Genomic DNA, 23,955 nt, shown 5'->3' on the forward strand with positions numbered 1-23,955 from the left:
TCCAAATGACTGCCCGGAGAGTGTCATTCCAATGAGCACGCAAGAGAGCGACCAGCCATGGTGACCGATATCTTCGTCGATCTGATCGGCGACAACGCCATCGTCCAGGCGCTGGTGGGTGGGACCGTTATTGCGTTGCTCAACCTTCTGGGCGCGTCGCTCGTCCTCGTCTGGCGGGACCCAAGCGAGCGCGCCCTGGACGGTGCCCTGGGTTTCGCAGCCGGAGTGATGATGGCTGCGGCGTTCACCAGTCTGATCGTCCCCGGGATCGACGCGACCGAGATCCTGGTGCCGGGCTTTCCTGCCGACGGACTCCTCCGGCCGCTGCCCGTCTTGATCGGGATCGCTCTCGGGGTCCTCGTGCTGGACCGCGGTGACGCCTTCGTCCCACACGCTCACATTCTCTTGACCGGCCGCAGGCGAGCGGACGCTGCCGGCCAGTCCGAACGCCTCCCGATCGACGACCCACGAATCGCCTCCGTCGTGTTGTTCATTCTGGCGATCACCCTTCACAACGTGCCGGAGGGACTGGCCGTTGGCGTCGGATTCGGGTCGGGTGACGTCGGTGGCGCGCTGGCCTTGATGCTCGCGATCGGCATCCAGAACGTTCCGGAGGGGCTGGCGGTGTCGATCGCGGCGATCAACGCCGGACTCGATCGACGACTCTACGCCGCAATTGCCGGGGTCCGTGCGGGTGTCGTGGAGATCCCACTTGCCGTGATCGGTGCCGTGGCGGTGACAGTCGTCGAGCCGCTGCTCCCCTACGCGATGGGCTTTGCGGCGGGTGCAATGTTGTTCGTCATCAGCGACGAGATCGTTCCCGAAACCCACACCCGCGGTCACGAGCGCGTTGCGACACTTGGGACGATGAGTGGGGTGCTCGTCATGCTGTATCTGGACGTCGCGCTGGGGTGAATCCGACAGCAGCCGTGATCCTCGATTACGATCCGAGGGCAGCGTCGGGCCGTTCCTCGAACAGCATATCGAGGAACATCGCCTCGAAGCGCTCGCTGTCGAGGGACTCGACGACGCGGGTCCGAGGGTCACTGTCGGTAACGTCGTTTTCGTCGACCGCTGTGTACCCGCGGGTTAACCCCTCGCGTTCGTCCACATCAACCGCGTACATTCCCGTCTCCTCGATGAGATCGGGTTCGACGAGCGCCGCCACCAGGGCCGAATCAGGCTGCGTGACTGCGTCCCGGCCCATCGTCTCGCGGTTGAATTCCCGTACCTGCGTCGTGATGTCGGTGAAAAACTCCGCGAGGGGAGTATCCGGGCCGGATTCGATCCGTTCGAGCGTTTCGGGACCGAACTCGGTATCCCGAACGGTTAACCCCCAGTCGAACAACGTCACGTCAAAGTTGTTCATGACGATCTTCGCGGCGTCGGGGTCGACCCAGAAGTTGTACTCAGCGGCCGGGGTGATGTTGCCCAGGCAATTAACCGCCCCGCCCATCACCCACACCTCGTCGAGCAACTCGTCGAGATTCGGCTCCTTCTTGTAGGCGAGGGCGACGTTGGTCAGCGGGGCGATACACGCGAGCGTGATCTCACCAGGGTTCGCTCGGGCCTGCTCGACGATGTAATCGACGGCGAATTGCTCGCCCGACTCGATCCCGGTCTCGGGGAAACGGTCGCCGCCGAGTCCGCCTTCCCCGTGGATGTGGTGGGCGAGCTCGTGATCTTTCTGGAGCGGCGATCTGGCACCTTCGTAGACGGGTACGTCGTCTTCGGCACCCGCAAGTTCGAGGGTCCGTTTCGCGTTCTCGACCTGGTGATCGAACGCGACGTTGCCCGCACAGATCGTAATGCCGGTGACGTCGATTCGGTCGGATAACAGACCCATCAGCAGGGCCTGCGTGTCGTCACCAGCCGTGTCCGTATCGATAATAACCGGTCGCTCGTTGCGGAGAGACATGCCCCAAGCCTGGGACACTGGACAAATGATTGTTTGGCTCTCCTGTGGCGAGACCACGTCCCCCTCGCGTCACGTCGAGGTGAGCAATTCGACCGCGTCCCGGTCGGGGAGTGCCGGGACGACCTCGTAGTCCGTACACGCGAGCCCATCGGCCAGGCTGGCGAATTTCGCGGCCTCGACGGGATCGGCTCCTTCGGCGAGTGCAACTGCGAACCCCGCGTTGAACGCGTCCCCGGCACCCGTCGTATCGACAACCTCGATGTCGGGGGCAGGGATCGACGTCACCTCCGAGGCAGTCACGACCAGCGCGCCGTCGGCGCCCTGTGTGAGGACGACCACGTTCGCTCCCATTTCGACCAGGTCGCGGGCGAGGTCGATGTCCTCGATGTCGGCGTCCGGGTCGACCCCGGTAAGGAGGCGTGCCTCGCTCCGATTCGGTGTCAGAAAGTCGGCCTGCTCAAGCAGATCGGGTGGCAACTCGGTCGCCGGGACCGGGTTGAGGATCGCCGACGTCCCGGCCGCTGTCGCGAGCGACAGCGTCGTCTCCACCGGCTCGATCTCGGTTTCGAGTTGCGTCAGGACGACGTCAGCAGCCTCGACGGCCCCGGCGGCGTCACGGACGTCACCTGCATCGAGAGTCCCGTTTGCGCCGGGCGCGACACCGATGGCGTTCTCTCCTGCGTCCTCGACGAGAACGATCCCGACGCCGGTGTGAATGCCGTCGGTTCTGGTGACGGCCGTCGCGTCGACGCCCTCGCGATCCCAGAGGTCGAAGGCGCGATCTGCGTAGCGGTCCTCGCCAACGCGCCCCACAAAGGAGGCGTCCGCGCCGAGACGAGACGCAGCGATCGCCTGGTTCGACCCTTTCCCGCCGACGCCCTCCGTGAAGTCCTCCCCGAGCACTGTCTCTCCAGGGACCGGAATAGAGTCGATGGTCATCGTGATCCCATGGTTGTCGCTCCCGACGACGGCGACCGTTGGAGACCCCGATTGCTCAGTACTCATCGCCGGTCTCCGCCCCGGCCGTCGAGTCGCTTCCGTCACGAGACCCTGGCTCACCATCGGTCACGATCTCGACCCCACTGGACGCGCCCAGAAGGTCAGCCCCCGCCTCCAGCAGTGCTTGGGCGTCTGAGGCCGTTTTGATCCCACCGCTGGCTTTCACGCCGACGTTCTCGGGTACTCGTTCGGCAATGAACCCCACGCGATCGACAGTTGCCTTCCCGCCCACGCCGAATCCACTTGAGTTCTTCAGGTAGTCGAACCCCGCCTCGACGGCGTATTCGATCTCCCGTTCGGCCTCCGCGTCGGTGAGACCGCCCAGTTCCAGCATGAGCTTGATCGTCGCGTCACCGGAGGCGTCGACAAGCGCTTCGAGTTCCTCGTTGAACGCCTCGTAGTCACCGGATTTCAGGTAGCCGATGTTCGCCATCACACCGATCTCGTCGGCACCGGCCGCGACGGTGTCTCGAATCCCGGTCACCTTCGCGATAGTGCGATCGCCGCCCAGCGGATATCCAAGCGCCGTGCAGACGCTGACGTCCGTCCCGTCGAGTGTTTCGGCGGCAAGATCGACCCAACACGGCTGGACCATCGCCCCGTCGAACCCGTAGTCGACACATTCCTGAAGCACCGTTTCGATCCGATCGCGGTCGGCCGTCGCGCTGACTTCCGTGTGCTAGATGACACTCGCGAGGTCCGCTGGCTCTGACATACCCACACCCATCGCCGCCGCGAGTGAAAAGGATTTGCCGGCGGCTGGCCGAGACGCGGACTTCGGCCCTCTGTGGTGTCACCGGACTAGCCAGCGATCAGTGGAATGACGGGGCCGGGCGACGACTCAGATCCGGCCACCAAGCATGCCGGCCGATCCCTGGCTCTTGCCGCCTAGTCGACTGAAGTCCATATCTTCGAAGAATTCGGGAGCCTGATCGTCGGTCGCGTAGACGGACAGCGCGGTCTTGGCGATGCCAGTCAGCCACCGGTAGTTTGCATCCTCATCCTCAAATGGGTTATTTCAACCGTACGTAGTGAAACACTGTTGACGAAACATAACCATTACTTTTTAACTACAGTTTTGAATTCCATTCTATAGGTGGATTACCTATAACAAAAACGACAGTCACCAAGATGAACTTGCTGAGCATATCAGTGATGGCGGCGGTTGCTGCGGCGCTTGGGAAGCAACTAGCAAAATCCGTGATTCCGTGACCGGGGCGAAAACCGGAGTTGGCTCTAGAACTCGTTACAGACCGGCAGGCCGATCGTGTTGAAATCGCTCATGTCTTCGAGCGTGCCAGGAATCTCGTCGAGGCTGATCGTCTCGGAGACGAGCTCAGTGGGATTGAGTTTGCCTGTTTCGATCATGTCGAGCATCTCCGAGTAGTGTGAGGGTTGCAGCCCAAGTGAGCCGACAAAGTCGATCTCCGTCGCGACGAACAGGTCGACCGGGAGCGGGATCTCGCCACTCTCTTCTTCGGTCGTCAGGCCCAGCTGGACGTGGCGACCGTTCTTCGCGAGCGAGTGGACGGCGTTTCGCGTTGTTTCTTCGATCCCCAGAGCGTCGACGGATACGTCGGCGCCGCCGTTCGTGATCGCGGTGACCTCGTCGACGGGATCGACCTCGGTAGCATTGACCGTCTCGACGGCGCCGAGATCCTCTGCCTTCTCGAGCTTTTTGTCGTCAAGGTCGACACCGATCACGTTCGCCCCCAGTGCATCGGCGATCTGCACACCTGAAAGTCCGACCCCACCCAGTCCGTAGATCACGACGTCTTGGCCGCGTCCGACATCGCCACGATGGGCGAGCCCGTGATATGAGGTCATGAACCGACAGCCGATTCCAGCGGCCGTCTTCGGATCGATCGAGTCCGGGAGCGGGACGGCATTGACGTCTGCGGTCGGGATATGGACCTTCTCTGCGAACGCACCCGGAGCCTCGTCCGAAAAGCCGAGGCCGATGTGGTTCTCGCAGATGTTCTCGTGGCCGGTACGGCAGAGATGGCAGTGTCCACACCCGAAGTTGAACGGGATCGCGACTTGCTGGCCGACCTCTACCTCTTCGACCTGTGGGCCTGTCTCGACGATCGTCCCGACGGGCTCGTGGCCAAGGATGTGCGGCGGCTCAGGTCGATAGTCGATCCAGTCCCAGTGGCCTTGCCAGGCGTGCCAGTCAGATCGGCATACGCCGACACTGTCGACCCGGGCAACAGCCCCGTCCGGTTCGGGCTCTGGATCATCGACTTCTTTGACACTCAACGGCTCTTGAAACGCCTCCATCACAGCTGCCTGCATATCAAATCGATTTGTCGAGTGGATATGAGTTAAAATTTAGGGGTTAGAATAGTTTCTGGGTTCGACCGCTCGCCAGTGTCCGGTTTTGTGAGAATCGTCCGATCATAGCCTCATGTCGGGATCTAGAATGATACTTGAGGGCGGTACGCAAGCTGGATGGAGGATTTATCATCCCCTTCGTGGTAGAACTCTCGCATGCCACCACAATGGCTCCGAGAACCCGGATCTCTGTCTTTCTCTCCTTCGAACATTTATATGAGAGTGAGAAGAAGGATATTGTGAACGATGACGGGTTATTGGTCGGCATCGTCGGTTGGTCAGTGATATTAACCAGGACCGAATCCTTGCCGACGAACGGCTTCACAGCCGTCGGTCTCCCTATCGCGACGGCGATCATAGGGATCGTCGGTATGACAGCCATCTGGATTGCTACCGGACGAGAGTTGAAGGGTGACGCTGCTTCGAAACTTCTTATCGGTTTTCTCTCAGACGCAGTCATCGGATTCTATCTGATTTGGCGGTTTTTCTCTGGCACATGGACGACAATGAAAAGCGTGCTAGCCGTGATCGTCCTGCTTTCGCCGGTCGGGTACGCAGTATCTCTGCGCGAAGCCAACGAGTAGCGTCCCGTCACCTTGGAACGGTCAATTTTGCGTCTGGCATCCGACAATCCGTCGACGTGATTCAACGCCGTTTCAGCGGCGATCTGTTTCGTTTTGCATTGCGGGAGATCCACTCGCCAGAGACAAAACCACTTGTTACTGTTAGATCCGGCCGCCCAGCATCCCAGATGACCCCTGACTCCCGCCACCCAGTCGGTTGAAGTCCATGTCCTCGAAGAACTCGGGCGCCTCGTCCTCGGTCGCGTAGACGTACAGTGCGGTCTTTGCGATGCCGGTCAGCGCTTGGCCGATCAGGTACGCGAGCACGATGGCCGTGCCGCCGATCGCGATCGTCACCAGAATCCCCACCAGTCCCGCCCCTGCGAACGTCAGGAACGTCACGCCCGCCACGGCAACCCCACCGAGTACGAGTACGAACGTGACGATAGAGATCGCCGACAGCGTCCCGAGCGACTCTCCCCACGTCCGCTTGATCGTGTGGCCGCTCTCCCTGAACATGCCTGTGATCGAGGTCTCCTCGAAGACGATCACTGGCACGACGAAGTAGGTCATCACGCCCCATGCGAGGCTGAAGAGGGCTGCCAGGATCGTCCCGCCGATCTCACTCGACTCCTCGATCCCCCGGATGATCACACCAACGATCGCGGCGACGATCGACCACGCCAGCAACTGCCAGCGCTTCTCCCAGGCGATTGCCAGACTCGCCCGGATCGTCGGTTCTCTCCCGCGGAAGGTCTCTCGGGTCGCCGCGACCAGCGCTGCCGTGAAGAACGACGCGATGAACGTTTCGACGACGTAGATGACGAACAGCGTGGCGTACATGATCGGTCCCGACCCGAGGTCGGCCAAGAACAACCCGCCGAAGACCGTCATGACGAACGCCAGCCCGGCGAGGCCACCCAACAGCGGGAACGCAAGTAGATTCGGGTGTGCCCGCAACACCCGGCCGCTGCGCCGTGCCAACCCGAACCCGATCGAGATGCGTCTGAAGATTCCCATCGTGCAGGATACCCATCTCTCGTCGATCGTATGAACGTTCCCTTTCAGCACCAGTCCGTTTCGCCTCGTCGCAACGTCGCCGCCCTTGAGGATTAACTGTCGTCCCCGGCGTCACTAGCCGTACTTGTAGGAGACGCCGCTGCCGTTCTCGGGGTACTCCCAGACGACGTTGCCGTGCTGGCAGGCCCACCGGCAACTGCCACACTCCAGGCAGTTCTCGTAGGCGATCGTCGGGACCCCGTCGTCGCCTTCCATCCGCCAGACGTTGGCGGGACAGACCGAGACACAGTCCTGGGTGACGCACTTCTCCTCGCAGATCCCGGGCAGTTTCACGTCGAGGTGTGACTCGCCGGGGTCCTCGTACTTGACGGTGTATAGGCGGTCCTCGATCGATGGCTGTTCGACGTCTGGGGTCTTCGGTTGTGCACTCATTGTTAGCTGAACAGCTTGCGGTATTTCCAGGCTTTCTTCGCCGCCCCGAGGTACCCGCCCATCGCGCCGACGAGGCGCTTGCGGGCGGATTTCGTGTGGCGGGTCTTCGGCTCGTCGTTCATCCGGAAGTAGTCGGTCTCGGCGTCGGCGATGGCTCGGGGCAGGTCATCAAAGAGGAATTCCTTGTCTTCCGCGGCGGCGTCGAGGAACCACCCGTAGTGGTTCAGGTTGTCAATCACCCACGAGTCGTTCATGGCCTCCTCGTAGGCCGACAGCGCCGCCGCATCCGTCCGACCCGACGCGACCGCGTCGGCGACGGCTTTCCCGGCCTGGTAACCGCTCTCGACGGCCATGTTCGTCCCTTCGAGGTGCAGACCGTTGTTGAGCACCAGACCCGCCGCGTCGCCCGTGATCACCGCGCCGTCGTGGACGAGGTCGGGCATCGCGTCGGGGCCACCCTCGGGGATCGCGTGGGCGGAGTACTCGATCATCCGGCCACCCGTGACCAGCGGTGCGACCGCCGGGTGGGACTTGAAATCGTCGAGCACCTCGTCAGGGCTCCGCTCGTCGTGGACGGCGTCCTCGATGGAGTAGACGACGCCGATGGATAGCGTCCGTTTGTTCGTGTAGATGAACCCGCCGCCGACGGCGTCGCCGACCGCGCCGTCGCCGAAGTAGTGCATCGCTGCCCCCTCCTCGTCGGTGAGGTGGAAGCGATCCTCGATCGTCTCGCGATCGTACTTCCGGACCTCCTTCGCGGAGACCGCGACGTCCGTGCGCTGCTGGGATTCGGCCAAGCCCGCTCCCTCACTCACGAGGGAGTTCGCCCCCTCGGCGAGCACCACCGTCGGCGCGTGCAGCCTACCGTCCGGGCGGTCGGTCTCGACACCGGCGATGGCCCCCTTCTCGCGGACGAGATCGGTCACAGTCGTTTCGGTGATGAGCGTCGCGCCGGCGTCGACGGCCTGCTCGGCGAACCACTCGTCGAAATCTCCGCGCAACACCATCCAGGAGTCGTTGTGTGGCTCTTCCTTCCAGGCCGCCGGCTGCATCGAGACTTCGGTGGCGTCGCCCTCCTCGGAGAGCATCGAGAAGGTCTTCTGGGCGACGAAACGCTGCTTGGGAGCGTCCTCGAAGTCCGTCAGCTCCCGGATCCGTGGGGTGAACATGATCCCGCCGAAGACGTTCTTCGTCCCCGGGGAATTCCCGCGTTCGAGCATGATGACGTCCAGACCCTCCTCGGCCATCGTCAACGCGGCGGCACTCCCGGCCAGCCCCGCACCGACGACGATCGCATCGAACTCGCCGTCGTAGCTCGGCGTCTCGCTCGTGGACTGGGGCATCGGTGGCCCCTCGCTCTCCTCGGGCTCGGGTTCGACGCCGGCGTCCTCGCCTGACTGGGCGTCCGTGCTCATGCTGTCACCTCCTGGGCGTCATCACCGAGACGCTCCCCCAAGAGTTCGATCAGTTCCGGTAGGACCTCCGCATAATCCTCGACGATGCCGTAGTCGGCGTTCTCGAAGATCGGCGCGTTGGCATCGTTGTTGATAGCGATCACAGTCTCGGAGTCGTCCATCCCTTCGACGTGCTGGATCGCCCCTGAGATCCCCACGGCGATATAGAGCTTCGGACGGACGGTCTTGCCGGTCTGGCCGACCTGTCGGGACGGTTCGATCCAGCCTTCCTCGACGGCCTCGCGAGTCGCTGCGACTTCGCCGCCGAGCAGATCCGCGAGTTCCCACAGTGGATCGAAGTCCCCTTCCAGTCCCATGCCGCCAGCGACGACGACTTCGGCGTCGGTGATGTCCGCGACGTCGCCGACCTCGCGTTCGAGCACCTCCGTCATCGTCTCCTCCTCGCTGACAACGACGTCGACCTCTTCGATCTCGCCCTCCCGGCTCTCGTCGCGTTCAGGCGTGTCGAAGACGCCCGGACGGACGGTCGACATTTGCGGGCGGTGATTCGGGCAGATGATCGTCGCCAGCGCGTCCCCGCCGAAGGCCGGCCGGCGCATCTCGTAGCGTTCGTCGGTGATTTCTAGTTCCGTCGTGTCGGCGGTCAGGCCCGCGTGAGTCGGGACGGCGACGCGACCGGCGAAGTCCCGGCCGGTGTGGGTCCCGCCGATCAGCGCGATGTCCGGCTTGCGGACCTCCACGAGGTGACGGAACTGCTCGCCGTAGGGGTCGGCACGGTAGGGCTCGAAGATCGGATCGTCGGCAATCAGGACGCGATCCGCGCCGCGGGCGATGGCTTCTTGGGGAATTTCTGACTCCCGGATGTCTTCGCCCATGACCAGTGCCACCAGATCCTCGTTCTTCTGGTCGGCGAGTTCGCGACCCTTGGCGAGCAATTCCCAGGCGACCTTCGCGACCTCGCCGTCGTGTTGTTCGACGAACACCCAGACGTCGCTGTGAGCCTCGATGTCGGCGGCCGTGTCGGCGTCGGCTCCGGCCGCCATCTCAGCTCACCTCCGCGATGCGATCGGCCAGGTTCTCGACGTCGTCGACGAGCTCTTGCTCGCGCGGGACTGGTTCGGCGGTGGCCATCCCGCCGACCTGCGTCGGCGAGACCGCCAGGCCGACCTCGTCCTCGACGCCGATGTCGGCGGCCGACCACTCGACCGGCTCGAAATCGGTCTCGGCGTAGATCTTCCGGTGGAGTCCTGCCGTCCGGGGCTCGTTCTCGCCGAACTCCATGGCGACGACGACGGGCAGTTCGGCGGCGACCCGCTCGTAGCCGCCCTCGACGTCGCGTTTCGCGACGAGCTGGTCCTCCTCGGGGCGTGGCTCGAGTTCCTCGACGTAGGTGAGCTGTGCCCAGTCGTTGTGGGCGGCGATGCCCGGCGGAACCTGGCCCGTCGAGGAGTCGGTCGTCTCCTCGCCCCCGAAAACCACGTCGGCGTCGAGTTCCTCGGCTGCCCGAGCCAGCGCGAGGCTCGTCGGCCAGGTGTCGCTACCCCCGAAGGCACGATCCGTTAGCAACACGGCGTCGTCGGCGCCCATACCGACGGCCGCGCGCAGTACCTCGTGGGCGCTGGCTGGCCCCATCGTGAGGGCCGTGACCGTGCCACCGACTGCGTCCCGCACTTCCAGGGCCGCCTCGACGGCGTTGTAGTCCGGTGCGTTCATCACCGCGTCGGCGTCCGCCCGGTTGAGCGTCCCCGTATCGGGGTCGATCGACACCTCTGCGGCGTCCGGTACCTGCTTGACGCAGACGACAATCGTCCAGTCGTCGCTCATCGCTACTTTGACCCCCTATATAGTGGGATTGACGTTCGGTTCACATCGGGAGAACTGTCCCTAACGATAGTAAATGACAACCCGATTCCCAGCACGTGAAAACGGTGTCTGCCCGTATTTGAGATGCATCACGGCATCTCCAATCTCATATTCGAGATACGTCACGCACACCCTAATTCACGATTTCGAGATGCGTATCGCACGTGTCCCCCACATATTTGGGGTATCGTCACTCCAGGCGATCGGCGTGTTCGTGGAGTTCCTCGGCGAGTTCGCGGGCCTGGTCGGCCGTCAGTTCGACCGTCTCGGCGTGAGCAGCGAGTTCCTCCACCTCGGTGTTGTCGAGTTCGAGTTCGAGTCGGACGCGGTCGGGGTCCGTCCGGTCGGTCGTGACGTTCAGGACGGCCGGTGCCTTCGCGTCGAAGCCGTGACCTTCGACCTGAGCGGAAAGGAAATCGAAGGTCGTGTACGCGTTGACCGTGAGGATGCGGTCGGCCATACGCGGATTGACGGCCGGGCGGACTTAGCCGTGTCGCCCACCAGAAAAACGGAGAGCGAAGAGGTCGAAATCGGCCGGGACGCCTACGAGATGTCTTCGACGATCTCCCTGAATTCTCCTTCGTTGAAGCCCCGAAGGGTCTCGGTCCGGACGTTGCCCCCTTTCCCGAGGATCAGCGCGTACTCGGCGGCGGTCTCGTCGTCCGGGAACTCGGCGATTGCGACCCCGTCGTACTGCCCCATCGTGACGTAAAAGTCCACGAATTCTCCACCGAGATCGGCGACGAGATCCTTGTGGGCCTCGACGCGGTCCGGACTCGATTCCACTGTCGAAATTCCCTGCTCCGTGTACTCTAGCAGGGTCACGTACGTTGGCATTGGTGATCTCTCCCTGTCAGTTGCGCCCTCCGACTGGCCACGCCGGACACCCTCTTTTCGACGGGCGCATGTTTGACGTTGACACGCCACGACCATAAGTATGGACCCGGCAATCAGTGTTGGTTCCCCTCTAGGTGTCTTGACAGCATTGCTGACTTCGTCCGTGCCCGTCCGACAATCGCCGTTGGTCTCGCCCGTCGGCACGACGGGCGGAACACCGTAGACTCCCTCCGATCAGTCGTCGGCCGGCAGCGGATCACCCTGGCTGTCAGTCGGCGCGGGCGAGGCGTCCATGTCGTCATCCTCGGCATAGGGATACCAGGTCTTCTTGGTGTTGTGCATGTAGGGGTCCTCGTAGTCGGTCTCTTCGGGTTCCAGCAGGTCGGCGAGTTCCTCCTCGTCATGGTCTGCCACGAACTCCCGGAACGTCTCGCCGTTCGCCCGGCGCTCCGCGAAGGTCTCGATCAGGTTGGCGATGGCACCCGGTACTTCGTCGGCGGGGACGCGCATCGCGATCCAGTCGGCGAACCGGGGATCCTCGCCCAGGCCGCCGCCCAGGCCGACGTCGAAGGCCTCGACCGGATCGCCGTTCTTGCGAGTCTTCATCCCGCGTAAGGAGACGTCGGCGATCTGGGGCTGGGCACACGAGGCCGTACACCCCGAGAGGTGGATGTGGAACTCCTCGTGATCGTCGGGCAACTCGACGTTTTCCTTCAGCCAGCGGGCGTACCGGACCTGGCGGTTCTTCGTTTCGACGATCGACAGCGAGCAAAACTCCGTGCCCGTACAGGCGATCGACCCGCGCATGAACGGCGATGGATCCGGTGAGTACTCATCCAGCAGCGGCTCGTCCAGCAGCTCGTCGAGGTTCTCTTCGGGGACATCGGTGACGATGACGTTCTGCCGTTGGGTCAGTCGGACCTCGCCGCTGCCGTACTCCTCGGCGAGATCGGCGAGTTCGAGGACGTCCGCGGCACCCATCCGACCGACCAGTACGTTCAGGCCCACGTAGTAGTTGCCGTCGACCTGCTCGTGAACGCCGACGTGGTCGTTGTGGCCCTCCTGAATCCCGGTATTGTAGGTGTACTCCTCGCGGAGATCCTCGCCCGCGGTGTGGAGATCGAAGTCAACGAAATCCTCCTGGAGAGTCGATCGGATCTTCTCGGCCCCCCACTCGTCGACGAGGAACTTGATCCGGGCGTTGTAGCGGTTCTCGCGGTCGCCGTGTTCGCGGAAGAGTGCGGAGAGGCCGCCCGCCACTTCGTCGGCCTTCTCCGGCCGGACGAACACGTCGATGTCCCGCGCTAGACGAGGTTCCTTCCGGGAGAGGCCGCCACCGACCCGGACGTTGAAGCCGGTGACTTCTTCGCCCTCGATTTCCTTGCGTGCGGGTTCGAGCGCCAGGTCGTTGATGTCGCCCTGGCCACAGCCCTCGGTACAACCAGTCACGGAGACCTTCCACTTCCGGGGCAGGTTCGTGTGGTCCTCGTCACCTTTGAACGTGTCATGGAGGTCCCGGGCGATCGGCCAGGCGTCGATCAGCTCGTGTTTGTCCTTGCCCGCGACCGGACAGCCGACGATGTTCCGCCAGGAGTCCCCGCAGGCCTGTTGGGTCGAGAGGCCGTTATCCTCCAGTTTCTCGAAGATCTCGGGAACGTCTTCGAGTTTGATCCAGTGTAGCTGGATCGACTGGCGGGTCGTCCAGTCGCAGTAGGCCCCGCCGAACTCGGGGTTCTCGGCGGGCCCGGTCGCGTACTCTTCGGCAATTTCGCCGATGACCTCGAGTTGTCCAGGCTCGATGACGCCGTTGGGCGTCCCGATGCGCATCATGAAGTAGCTCTCCTGGCCGGCGCGCTGGTGGTACAGCCCCCACCACTTGAAGCGCTCGAACCAGGCATCCTGTTCGTCCTCCGGGATGGATTCCCAGCCCGTCTCGGCGAACTCCATGAGGTGCTCGCGTATCTCCTCGCCGTAGACTTCGTCTTTCCAGCGTTCCACGTCAGTCGGCATGTGTCCACACCTGGGTCGGGCCACGTATACGACCGCGTATCTCGTCAAGCTTCCCGCCCTCTCCCCGGAAGTGGACGTTATTGCCTCCTTCGTCTCTGTGGTGTGCGAACGTCACCCGAAGATAGCGGGGCGAAGCGACGATCCGGACCGACGATCCGGCCGACAGGGAGCCAGCCGGAGACGGCACTGGCTCCACAGGTCACACACTGACCCGCAGCCCGGGCGAGGATCGTGGTCTCAGTCACGTCGACCTCGACGAACCCCTCGATCAGGAAATCCGCTGTCGTACAGTTACAGACGTCGTGGTCTGTGAGCCGCCATAGTTCGCTCACCGAAACGACGCGTTCGTCGTCGACACTGATCCAGGCACCATCGTCGAGGATCCGGACGGCCGTCGGCATTATCCCGTTTTGGGGATCGGACTTCGAGTAGGCGTCGACCCGGACAAGTCTCGCCGTCACTCGCGTTCAGTGTCGGGATCCGTCGGTGCTTCCGCCGGTCATCTCCGTTGTCGACTCTCGAAGTTCGACGATACGACGGCGCCAGCAATTGCGGCAAGTATCCCCTCCAGGCGGGAGTTCGGGTAGGCATTACCCGTGTGAGCGGCCTTTTGAGGGTGTGACCGGTATAGAGAGGTGATGATTGACAGCGCAGACGACGCCGTCCAGACGCCGACCGAGGTCGCGGTGACTGGCGGGTCGAACGGAGGGATCGACCGATGAGTGACGCCGAAACCGCGGAAACCGACCACCTCGACAACGTCGAGGACGGGTGTGGATGCGCCGAGGTCTGGGAGCACCTCTCCGAGGAACGCGAGCGAGATGCCGCGGGTGACTGATCCTCGACCGGACGTTTTTACCTACGCATCACGAGTCTGGTTCACACATGAGTGACGAGCCGGAGCAGGCCGGGCTGCCAACCGATCGGGAGTCTCCGGTCGGACAGCCGGTGGTCCGGGGAGACCCGGACGCGACCGGTGAACATGCCGACCGTGCAGTGGCGTTCGAGCCAGACGATCCCGACAGTCTCACGGAGGCTGCCGAGACCGTCCGCTCGTTCGCCGAGAACACTGCTGGGGACGAGGACAGCGTCTACATGCTGCGCGGCGCAGCGGCGTGTGCGGCGCTCGTTCGCGGTATGGGTTCCTACAAGGCCGCCGCCGAACGGGCTGGTGGGGCGGCGACAGTCTCGTTTATCCGCAAGTGGTCGCGGGTGCATGACCTCCCACGATCGGTCCGTCGACACGTCGCCAAGGGTGAGATCGCGCCAACGGCGGCCAAGCACATCGCCCGTGTCGGCGGTACGGCCAGGTTCCTGCTGGCGTTTGCGGCTCTCGATCACGGTCTGACAGTCCGGGAGATTCGGTCGCTGGCCAGCGAGATCAACGACGGTGCTGATCCCGTGGCTGTGATTTCAGGTGCCGGGTTTCGCCTCGGCGAGATCACTGTCACGCTCCCCATCGACGCGTACTGTGAGCTACGGCGGCGCGCTTCCCTGGAAGACGAATCTCCCGGAGAATTGATCGCTGCGGCACTTTCCGAGCACTACGACGCCGTCGGCGACCCGGACCGTCGACAACCGTAAGGACTTAGCCGGCGACTCCCCCAGATCTCAGTGAGGGCCGGTAGCTCAGTCAGGCAGAGCGTCTGGCTTTTAACCAGACGGTCATGGGTTCAATTCCCATCCGGCCCGCTCACGATGGCGCTCACAAATTCGTGAGCGCCTGCTGTGCGTTGCCGGTGGAATTGAACCCTGGGAGTCGCAGCCCCGGAATGGCCGAGCGAAGGGAGGCCACATGCCCGGAACGTCTCCATCCGGTTCAATCCCCATCCGGCCCGCTAAACTTTTCGGCGTCGGGTTTCCTCGCGAGCCTCCGGCTCGCTGCGGGAACCTCTCCTTGAAAACTTTAGTATTCAAAAACCGGACGCTCACTCCGTTCGCGTCCGGCGAAACGACTCGCTTCGCTCGTCGTATACTTCTCTTGGGAATTGAGCCCTGGAAGTCACAACCCGCGTAGCGAAGCGAGCAGAAATGTCTTCACTCGGTTCAATTCTCATCTGGCCCGTGAGACTTCTTCGAGCGATAGCGAGCAGTGTCGAACGCATGGGGTGGGAATTGAAGTAGACGAATCACAGCCCGCACAGTGACTGTAGGAAGAGAGCAGGACTGTCTCGGCGTCGTTCGGCGTTCGCGGATTCTTCGAATCCGCTCTCCCATCCGGTCCGCTACTCCATTTTCGCTGGCCGTTTTCGCATACTCCCGGTCCCTCATACTCGTCTATGATAAATTCTTGAAGCGTCCATACGCAGTTTCGGCGTTGTGTCGTATCGCCAGATGACGTTCGAATCCGATGGAATCAGCGATGGAATCAGATACAATATCTGTATTTGATGCAAGAATTTCCCGTTAAATTGCATCCTACAGATATAAATAGTGGGCAATAATATTGCGGCCCAAGCCACGTAGGTGGGGAAAACACGGAGTCGGGGTACAGGGGCCGCGGATTGGCTAGACTCACCTGAGTGGTTAAACCGCGACGATGACGATGAACACCAATGAACTAATCACGGAGCTGTCTGGAACTCGAAACTGCATAGTGGAGGCGTGTTCCGGGTGTCTGATGCCTGGGACGTACAAGAGTACGCGCGCGCTCGTCTGCAACGAGTGTGGGACGCCAGCGATTCGGGTGTGGTAATAATGTCGGGTTTTCGGGGTGCTGTCGGCTCCATTCGCATGAATCGTTCCGCTGTACCGTCGTGGCGAAATCGCTCACGAGGCTCTCGCCAACAGTACGAGTGCCTGCCAGTTGCCAGTGCGTCCGGGTGTGTGCCAGTTGAGCGGTTGGCGCATACCCGGCGGAGGGGGTATCGAGGGGAAGCTAACGCGTCGATTCAGGCACCGTAAACTGACAACATGTTCAACGAAACCAAGCCAGTAGATCGAACGACATCACAACCACGTCCAGCCCAGTCACCCGTCGCAACTGTCGATTCCTCCCCGGAGACCACTGGCGTGTCAGTCCTCATTCCAACGTACAACGAGCGAGAAAATATCACCACAGTTGTCACTGAGTGTCTCAAAGCCCTTCCATCGTCGGCGTTCGAGCTGGAAGTGATCGTCGTTGACGACGATTCCGAGGACTATACGTGGCAGTATCCCGAGCGGCTGTTCGGTGATGATCCGCGAGTGCGGGTCATCCGCCGTCAGTCGAGCGAGAAAGGGTTGGCTCAGTCGATTACTGACGGCTTTGGGGCCGCGACACACGATTTCTGTGCGGTTATCGACGCCGATCTACAGCACCCGCCAGAGAAACTCCCTGAACTCCTTGACGCCCTCAAAGAGGGGGCAGATGTCGCTATCGGGAGTCGTCACGTCGCCGGTGGCGGTATCGAGAACTGGCCCCTGTGGCGAAAGATCGTCAGCAGGGGGGCAACGACCTGCGCGGGCGTGGCAATCCCCGACGCACGCCGGATATCGGACCCGATGTCGGGATTTTTCGCCGTTCGACGGAGCGTCATCGAGGATGTCGATCTCGACCCCCAGGGGTACAAGATCCTCTTGGAGATCCTCGGCAAAGGTGACTACGATGCGGTGACGGAAGTCCCCTACCGCTTTAGGCAGCGAGAACGCGGCGAGAGCAAACTGACCGCCGAGGAGTATCAGAATTTCCTCGAACACGTCGGACAACTCGCCGTCGCCAGCCGCAATCTCGACGAGGTCATCGATCCGATGCGAGCGGTTCGCGGTGCCGAGTTCGCCTTCGTCGGCGCGACCGGCTCGGCCGTGAATATGCTCGTGTTCGTTCTGGTGGTCAGTACGAACGCACACTTTCTGCTGGCCGGATTGGTCGCGTTTCTGGCAGCGGTGAACTGGAACTTCGCCGGCAACTGGCTGGTGACCTACGACCGCCCGTCCGGGAATCTTCTCAGGCAGTACGCGACGTTCCATGGCGTCTCAGTCGTCGGTTTTGTCGCGTATACAGGCACGCTCACGGTGGGGGCAATCAGTGGCCTCCCGTTGCTGATTGCCAACCTGTTCGCGATCATCGCCGGCTCTGGTATCAATTTCTTCGGGACGGAGACGTCGGTCTTCCCGACCGGGGCAACACGCGAGCCCGTATCGGGGCAGGTGTAATGCATGGATGGTCTTCACGATGAGTCGGCGACGGGATCGACGCCGGCGGTATCGGCCGCGACGATAGCAGGCAACGATATACTCGTCACTGGCGGCGCAGGCTTTATCGGCTCGAACCTGGCGAACGCGCTCGCCGGGCGAAACGATGTCGTCGTCGTCGACGACGGATCGCTCGGAATCGAAGAGGCGCTCGATGAGGATGTCGAACTCGTCGAACGGAGCGTCCTCGAACCGGATCTCCCGACGGCTGTCGACGTGTGCTTTCATCTCGCCGGACTGTCGTCGTACTCGGCACACGAATCGGATCAGACGGCTGGTGTCCGGGTGAACCTGGAAGGGTTCGTGAACGTCCTCGAACAGGCTCGAAAAGACGGCTGTAGTGACGTCGTCTATGCCTCTACGATCTCGGTTTACGACGATCCGACGGCACCCACCGAGACGGCGGTCGCGGCCACGACCGGCTGTGAGGCATCGTGCCTCGCACGCGAGCGTTACGCGGAGTATTTCGCGTCTCACTACGGACTGAACGTGGCCGGACTGCGACTGACGACGGTCTATCAGGCATACCGGAACAGTCACGCTGGGGGGCCAGCGTACCCGAACGTCGTCGCGGAGCTGGCCGACACAATCGCACACGGTCGGCGACCGGTGCTGTACGGGAGTGGCGAACGGGTCCGGGATTTCACCCACGTCGAAGACGTGGTCAGTGGCCTCATCGCGGCAGCGAACCACCGATTGACGGGTGTCTACGACCTCGGAACCGGACGGGGAGTAACGAGCAACGAGTTGGTGGCGATGCTCACGGACACTCTCGACAGGCCGGTACAGCCAACGTACGTCGACCGACCGACGCCGGATGGCGTGCTCCCGGCCTGCGGCGTCGCAGACCCCTCGAAATTCCACGCAGCAACCGGGTGGGAACCGGAGATTCCGCTCGAATCGGGAATCGAACGTGTGTGTCGTCAACACGAGGTGCCGTCGCCATGAGCGGCACTGTTTCCGTTGACCTACCCGACCAGTGCGAGGTCTCGATTTGCCGACGATCGTCGCGACGACAGTTGCACAGGATCGAGAAACGACGGCGAAAGCGGCCACAGAGCGGACTATGCTGACAGGAATAACCGCCGCCGACGCGTTGCTCACACTGTCGGTCTTCTACGGAGTTGCATGGCTGATGACCAATACGTACATTTTCTCTCCAGTGGTCGGGGCAGTCCTTACCCGTGTTTGGACTGGTGTCAGGACCCGGGATGTGGCGTTCGTCTCGACCGAGAACATCACGATCAAGGACCCGTCGGTCTATCCGGAAATAGATGTCCTGGTACCTGGATACGAGGAACACGAGGTGATCCATCAGGCGATCCAGTCGATCCGGGAGACCGCTTACCCGGACGGGAAGATCAATTTGACTGTCCTGCTGGAGCCGGACGATCAGCGGACGATAGAACGGGTCAGGTCACTGCAAGAGGAGTACACACTCGATCTCGTCATCGTGCCAGCGGCGTATCCGGGGTCGCCGAACAAGCCACGGGCGCTCAACTACGGCTACGAACAGACGACCGCGGAAATCGTGGGAATCATCGATGCCGAGAACGTTGTCAGTTCTGATCTCTTCGAGAAGGTTGCCAAGGCGATCACAGTCGAGGGTAACGACTACGTCCAGGGGATGGTCGATATGGCCAACGAAGACGACGGCTGGAAGAACCTCGTTTTTCGAGCCGAGTACGGATGCTGGTACCGGCTTATCGTCCCGGCGTTCAAGCGTATGGGGTTTCCGATCCCACTCAGCGGGACGACGTGCTTTTTCACCCGCGACTTGCTCGCGGATATCGCGACCCGACGCGACGATCGCAAGGGAAGTCCCCACAGCGACAGCGACCGGTCGTGGCTCGCTGAGAACGGGCTCACGGGGGTCACGCCCTGGGACCCGAAGAACGTCACCGAGGACTTCGAGATGGGGCTGTATCTCTGGCTTACCGATTACGAGTTCGGACTCCTCGATGCAGTCACCAAGGAGGAATCACCCCAGACAGTTACGAACTGGATGAAACAGCGAACCAGGTGGCAGAAGGGCAAGCTGTTCACCTTTCTGGACTTCCTCAAGAATCCGGCAGGATCGGCTCGACAGCGATTTCACGTCCTCTGGCAATCGTTTCTGCCACACGTCGGTCCGCTGAATATCATCGGGCTCACGCTACTGGTCGGCATCGGGACGGCGCTACAGTTCTCCCCCGGAATCACCGCCGTCGAGTGGCTTTTGCAGCTGTCATTGACGTTTCTGGTCGCCGGGCTGCTTTCCTTTAGCGTCGGCTACTGGCTGGCTTCGACCAAGCCAAGCGGGGGGAAAGCGCTTCGGTCGGTGCTGGTCGGCGTGACGGTCCCGGTCTACTGGCTCCTCCAGTGGGCGGCAGACGTCCGGGCATTCAAACAAACTGCAGTCGGCGACCTCGACTGGGAGAAGACAGTCCATAAAGACAGCGGTCGGTTCAGGGCACTACAGGGCGGCGCCGAGGGGCCGAGCACGTCGCTTCGGGCTAGCCTCGGCAGCACGCTCCGGCGACACGTCCTGTTGGTTCCGATACTCGGGGCGGGGCTCCTGTTGCGGCTTCCGCAACTCGGACGAAGTCTCTGGCTCGATGAGGCCTACTCGATCGTCGTCCGGGGCTCACAGCCACTGTACGGAGTTATCGCGATGGTCGAACCCCATCCACCGCTGTACTACATGCTGTTGCACGGCTGGATGGGACTGTTCGGGCAGTCCGAACTGGTGACACGGTCCCTGTCGGTCCTCATCGGACTCTGTTCGATCGCGGCGATGTACGCGCTGTCGTCATATGTCTACGACCGGCGGGCCGGCCTGGTCGCGGCGCTAGTCATGGCGACCTCGACGCTGCAGATCCAGTACTCCCAGACGGTTCGAATGTACATTCTGATCGTTCTGCTGACGGCGCTGTCGTGTTATCTCTACCTCCGCCTGCTGGACTCGAAATCCCTGGAAAACCAGTTCGGATACGGGATCGTGACGCTGGCGCTACTGTACACCCACATCTACGGGAGTTTCATTCTGCTCGCACAGTGTCTCCATCTCGGAATTTTTCTCGTCCAGCATCGGCGGCGGGCGATCGTGCCCGTCGCACGAGTATTCAAGGTGGCCGTCGCAGCGGGCTTGCTGTTCCTTCCGTGGGTACTCCTCATGCTCGTGCCGAACTTCATCCTCGCCGACAGCGGCGGTCCGACGGCGTGGGTGACACTGCCCGACCTCCACACGCTCCGTGACATCAGCTACGCCTACGCGAACGTGCCAGTAAACTACCCGATCATCGATTATACCGGGCAACAGCAACTCGCTTCGAGAGTAATCCTTGGCGGGTTCGCACTCGGGCTCGGCTATCTCGTTGTCCGGTCGATACGAAAGCGAGTAGCGCTGTGGCGTGAGACTGCCGAGGACGGACTCCTCCTCACCGATGGTCAGGGTAAACAGTCCCCAGACGGCGGTCTCGCTGGTCTCGAACCGCCAGGGGGCGTAAGTCTTGCAACCTGCGTGATCGTCTCGACAACGCTGGTTCCGTATCTCCTCTCGTATCTCCTGTTCCCGCTGTTGGTGGTGCGATACGCCGTCGCTGGGTTCGTCGGGTTCACGCTGATCCTGTCACGGATCGTCTCGGCGCTGTCAAGCAAGAAGGTACAGATCGGAGTGGCCCTGGTAGTGGTCTTGCTGGCCGCTCCCGGTATCGGGACCTACTACGGGTCGGACACTGCCGAGGACTGGCAGACTGTGGGCGACAAGCTGTCGGGAGCGAACCTGACGGAGGACGACCTCGTGGTGTACTCTCCCAACTCGAAACTTCCGTTGTCGTACTATCTGCCGGCTTCCGAGCGGTCCCGAGCAAGTAACGTCACTTACGCCAACGGGTCAAAGGTCCCTCGAGCTCTCTCGAAGGGGAACTTCACGACGGTCTGGGTCGTTGCCTACGACAACAACCCGACCGAGGGACAACTGGTTTCCCACCAAGCGTACGAGTTCGAAAACGTCACACAGGCTGGCGAGAACCTCGCGTTGATGCGGTACGCCCGGACAGACCCGCCGGCCAACGAGACGTCGAAACCCCGTCAGCGCGGCACCACGTCGCTCAGCGACTCGTTGCGCGCTCGACCCGGGCTTACAAGAGGTTGGTGACGGACCGTGACCGGCCCATACCGCTGGCTGTGAGAGGCTAACGATATTCTCCATCCCGAAGTGAGGTTCCATCAGTTGTGGTCGTGGCATCGGATTCTCCCTCTGAGAGCCGGTAGTATCACAGGGGGTCGACACAGCGTGTATCGGCGTCGGTCAGAAGGCGACTCCGAGCGAGCGAGAGCTGTCAGTTGTCGGCAAGCAATTGTTTGACGAACCCGCCCATGTACCGGTCGCCCGTACGGAGCGACCCGTCGGTATCGAACATTGCCGGGCTCCACAGCGAGTCTGCACACCAGGCCGTCCAGTTTACGTTCGGAATCGAGTCGAAGTACTCCGCGATTGACTCGCCGAAGCCGGAAGTCGTACCGACGATATACTCGGGTTTGTCGTCGTCATTCACGTAGCCCCATTCGGTGACGAAAAGCGGGACCTCCTCGGCAGCAGCGGCGATCGCGTCCACGTCGTAGGATTCGAAGTGACCGGGATACAGATGCACCGAATAGAGGATATTCTCGTCCTCGAACGGATTGTCGTCGGCGTACTTTACGTACGACGACCATCGGGGAGATCCAACGATGATCGGCGTTTCGGGCGCGTGTAATCGGATTTGGTCGACCCACGGTTGTGCAGTCTCTCGCCAGGCGTCCCAGTCCGCTCTCCCGTCTCCGCTGGGTTTTGTCGGTTCGTTGAATAGCTCGAACAGTACGTGCTCGTCGTCGGCGAACGCGGGTGCGACGGCGTTCCAGAACGTCCGTATCTGCTGGTCGATCTCTTCGGTGTCCCACCGTTCGACCTGGTGGTAATCGAGGATGACGTAACAGCCCCGATCGCCGAGCAGATCCACGGTCGGTCGGAGATACTCGTCGATCGTCCGCTGGAGTCCGACCGATTCGAGAGAATGCTGAACAGGAACCCGGATGACGCGCGGATGCCACCCTCTTTCGGGATCGGTGAGCCGATGGAGAGTGTCTCCGTAGCTCGCATCCCCCATCTCCTGGTAGTTCCGTCCCCAGTACGGGTCGACGGTATTGAGTCCGTATAGTGACACGCGGTCTCCGTTCGGGTCTTTCAACCACTTCCCTTCGACGTGGAGTCGAGGTGTTGGCATCGACTGGCCCGAACCGGATGTCGGCACACCCCCAGCAAACACAGTCGACGAAGAAACCACTGCCCATGACAGCATACCACCGCTTGCCACACCGGCCAGAAACCGTCTTCGGGTGGCCGAGATGTCGCCGCGGCCGGCAGATTCCTGCCGTGGGACAGTTTGGTCTGTCATTACTACTGATTTTTGATCACATGGCCAAGAGCGTTCAGCCTGTATTATCAAAATTGATTCTAAGAATTAATTTTCGCAGATATAAAGTATGGAATATTGTGATTGCCCGATCAAAACCCAGCTAATGCGACTGAGATATTACAGTGATAGCGAGGTGAAAGCCCATCGTCTGTTGCCGTGTGTAGAATCTCAGTGATGATATCACTGACGCACTCGCAGACTTCAACATTGGGGTCGACGGAACGTTGGCTGACCTCGTCAAGGCGAGTAGTGAAACCACCCTGATTAGAGTCGGCGTAGCCGTCTTTCTCGCCGCGTCATCGCTGCGGGCTACGCGTTCATCTCTCGCTTCTCGAAAAATTCGAAAGCCAAAAATAGTGGCTCACTCCGTTCGCGCCCGGCACCCCCGGAGTAACGGCGAACGCAGGTCCGGGGAAAGCGGCGTACGGGTGTCGTCATTATATAATATTTACAGTAATATATAAAATCTTATTATTAACTTTAATAGACGATATACAGATATATTGTTCATTCCGACGATTGAGCGAAAGTGCATTGCAACAACCTCGTGAACGAAGGCACGGAGCCTCGTTTCGTCCTGTCTAGGTCGTGTGGGTACATACTCTGGGAGCGCGATCGTCGCTCAAGTGCGCGAGTGCTCGATCCCTGTCGTTGACACCGATCCTTGTCGTTGGCTCCTCGTTTGGGAACGAGAAACGAAAAACAGGATGAGCGACCAGTGGGGTGTCTCCGGTTCCACCCATTTCGCTGGCTGAAGAGGCGGTACTGTTTACGATCGCTGGACCGTCGCAAACGGCCCGATCTCGACTGATCAACTCTCTCCTCCGGCGTTTCCCCGGCGGATATCTCCTCGGTCCATCTGGTGATTGGGTTCGAATCGTCGGCCCAGTTCCTCGGTCGTCGTCCCATTAGTGAGTCTTGTGGCTCCATCGTTAAAAGGAACAAATATAAGA

The 23,955-nt window shown here is 61.6% G+C and carries 19 protein-coding genes, 1 tRNA gene and 1 pseudogene; 7 read left to right on the forward strand and 14 right to left on the reverse strand.

The features are described from left to right. Window positions 1-57 precede the first annotated feature (57 nt). Window positions 58-915, forward strand: coding sequence for a ZIP family metal transporter (locus E3374_RS13405; RefSeq protein WP_136689468.1), 858 nt, complete (start codon window positions 58-60; stop codon window positions 913-915). Window positions 916-940: 25 nt separating this feature from the next. Here the strand turns inward: E3374_RS13405 and E3374_RS13410 are convergent, their stop codons facing one another. From E3374_RS13410 to E3374_RS13425, 4 genes and pseudogenes are all read right to left on the reverse strand, one after another. Then, complete coding sequence (locus E3374_RS13410) at window positions 941-1,918, reverse strand: nucleoside hydrolase (protein ID WP_136689469.1); 978 nt, start codon at window positions 1,916-1,918, stop codon at window positions 941-943. 69 nt (window positions 1,919-1,987) lie between these two features. Beyond that, the gene (locus tag E3374_RS13415; RefSeq protein WP_136689470.1) at window positions 1,988-2,923 is read right to left on the reverse strand and encodes a ribokinase; all 936 of its coding nucleotides are present in this window, start codon (window positions 2,921-2,923) and stop codon (window positions 1,988-1,990) included. Next, window positions 2,913-3,584 (reverse strand): annotated as a pseudogene (gene deoC / locus E3374_RS13420) (deoxyribose-phosphate aldolase); the annotation flags it as partial. The pseudogene deoC and the gene E3374_RS13415, both read right to left, overlap by 11 nt. Window positions 3,585-4,153: 569 nt before the next feature. After that, window positions 4,154-5,212 (reverse strand): zinc-dependent alcohol dehydrogenase family protein, encoded by a 1,059-nt coding sequence (locus E3374_RS13425; protein ID WP_136689472.1) that lies wholly within the window; start codon window positions 5,210-5,212, stop codon window positions 4,154-4,156. A gap of 278 nt (window positions 5,213-5,490) precedes the next feature. Between E3374_RS13425 and E3374_RS13430 the strand changes: the two genes are divergently transcribed. Continuing rightward, on the forward strand, window positions 5,491-5,835 hold the full coding sequence (locus E3374_RS13430) for a hypothetical protein (RefSeq protein ID WP_211194977.1): 345 nt from the start codon (window positions 5,491-5,493) through the stop codon (window positions 5,833-5,835). Window positions 5,836-5,976: 141 nt separating this feature from the next. Here E3374_RS13430 and E3374_RS13435 read toward each other — a convergent pair whose 3' ends face one another. The 9 genes from E3374_RS13435 to E3374_RS13475 all read right to left on the reverse strand — a co-directional run bounded on the left by E3374_RS13435 (window position 5,977) and on the right by E3374_RS13475 (window position 13,792). After that, entirely contained in the window at window positions 5,977-6,834 is an 858-nt protein-coding gene (locus E3374_RS13435) for a DUF6159 family protein (protein ID WP_136689474.1), read from the reverse strand. A 114-nt stretch (window positions 6,835-6,948) separates the two neighbouring features. Then, on the reverse strand, window positions 6,949-7,266 hold the full coding sequence (locus E3374_RS13440) for a ferredoxin family protein (RefSeq protein WP_136689475.1): 318 nt from the start codon (window positions 7,264-7,266) through the stop codon (window positions 6,949-6,951). A gap of 2 nt (window positions 7,267-7,268) precedes the next feature. Next, window positions 7,269-8,681, reverse strand: a complete 1,413-nt coding sequence (locus E3374_RS13445; protein ID WP_248299492.1) for an FAD-binding protein — start codon at window positions 8,679-8,681, stop codon at window positions 7,269-7,271. Further along, window positions 8,678-9,724, reverse strand: a complete 1,047-nt coding sequence (locus E3374_RS13450; RefSeq protein ID WP_136689476.1) for an electron transfer flavoprotein subunit alpha/FixB family protein — start codon at window positions 9,722-9,724, stop codon at window positions 8,678-8,680. The genes E3374_RS13445 and E3374_RS13450 overlap by 4 nt, the downstream gene beginning before the upstream one ends. A 1-nt stretch (window position 9,725) precedes the next feature. Then, window positions 9,726-10,505: an electron transfer flavoprotein subunit beta/FixA family protein gene (locus E3374_RS13455; RefSeq protein WP_136689477.1), complete on the reverse strand. Its 780-nt coding sequence runs from the start codon at window positions 10,503-10,505 to the stop codon at window positions 9,726-9,728. 229 nt (window positions 10,506-10,734) lie between these two features. Continuing rightward, complete coding sequence (locus tag E3374_RS13460) at window positions 10,735-11,004, reverse strand: DUF6360 family protein (protein WP_136689478.1); 270 nt, start codon at window positions 11,002-11,004, stop codon at window positions 10,735-10,737. Between the two features lie 83 nt (window positions 11,005-11,087). After that, window positions 11,088-11,381: a GYD domain-containing protein gene (locus E3374_RS13465; protein WP_136689479.1), complete on the reverse strand. Its 294-nt coding sequence runs from the start codon at window positions 11,379-11,381 to the stop codon at window positions 11,088-11,090. Between the two features lie 234 nt (window positions 11,382-11,615). Next, window positions 11,616-13,391 carry a nitrite/sulfite reductase gene (locus tag E3374_RS13470; protein ID WP_136689480.1) on the reverse strand — a complete coding sequence of 592 codons (1,776 nt, stop codon included), beginning with the start codon at window positions 13,389-13,391 and terminating at the stop codon, window positions 11,616-11,618. A 77-nt stretch (window positions 13,392-13,468) separates the two neighbouring features. Further along, on the reverse strand, window positions 13,469-13,792 hold the full coding sequence (locus tag E3374_RS13475; RefSeq protein WP_136689481.1) for a hypothetical protein: 324 nt from the start codon (window positions 13,790-13,792) through the stop codon (window positions 13,469-13,471). 484 nt (window positions 13,793-14,276) lie between these two features. Here E3374_RS13475 and E3374_RS13480 point away from each other — a divergent pair, with 484 nt between their 5' ends. From E3374_RS13480 to E3374_RS13500, 5 genes are all read left to right on the forward strand, one after another. Further along, entirely contained in the window at window positions 14,277-14,975 is a 699-nt protein-coding gene (locus tag E3374_RS13480) for a DUF7119 family protein (RefSeq protein ID WP_136689482.1), read from the forward strand. A gap of 34 nt (window positions 14,976-15,009) precedes the next feature. Further along, window positions 15,010-15,083 (forward strand) — tRNA-Lys (locus E3374_RS13485). 1,320 nt (window positions 15,084-16,403) lie between these two features. Next, window positions 16,404-17,525 carry a glycosyltransferase gene (locus E3374_RS13490; RefSeq protein ID WP_169051851.1) on the forward strand — a complete coding sequence of 374 codons (1,122 nt, stop codon included), beginning with the start codon at window positions 16,404-16,406 and terminating at the stop codon, window positions 17,523-17,525. Window positions 17,526-17,528: 3 nt separating this feature from the next. After that, window positions 17,529-18,512 (forward strand): NAD-dependent epimerase/dehydratase family protein, encoded by a 984-nt coding sequence (locus E3374_RS13495; protein WP_211194978.1) that lies wholly within the window; start codon window positions 17,529-17,531, stop codon window positions 18,510-18,512. A gap of 46 nt (window positions 18,513-18,558) precedes the next feature. Next, the gene (locus tag E3374_RS13500; protein ID WP_136689484.1) at window positions 18,559-21,702 is read left to right on the forward strand and encodes a glycosyltransferase; all 3,144 of its coding nucleotides are present in this window, start codon (window positions 18,559-18,561) and stop codon (window positions 21,700-21,702) included. A gap of 184 nt (window positions 21,703-21,886) precedes the next feature. On the opposite strand, the gene E3374_RS13505 is transcribed toward E3374_RS13500, so the two are convergent. Beyond that, entirely contained in the window at window positions 21,887-22,981 is a 1,095-nt protein-coding gene (locus E3374_RS13505) for a cellulase family glycosylhydrolase (RefSeq protein ID WP_136689485.1), read from the reverse strand. Window positions 22,982-23,955 lie beyond the last annotated feature (974 nt).

It is taken from the genome of Halorhabdus amylolytica (assembly GCF_004944975.1).
Lineage (GTDB): Archaea > Halobacteriota > Halobacteria > Halobacteriales > Haloarculaceae > Halorhabdus > Halorhabdus amylolytica.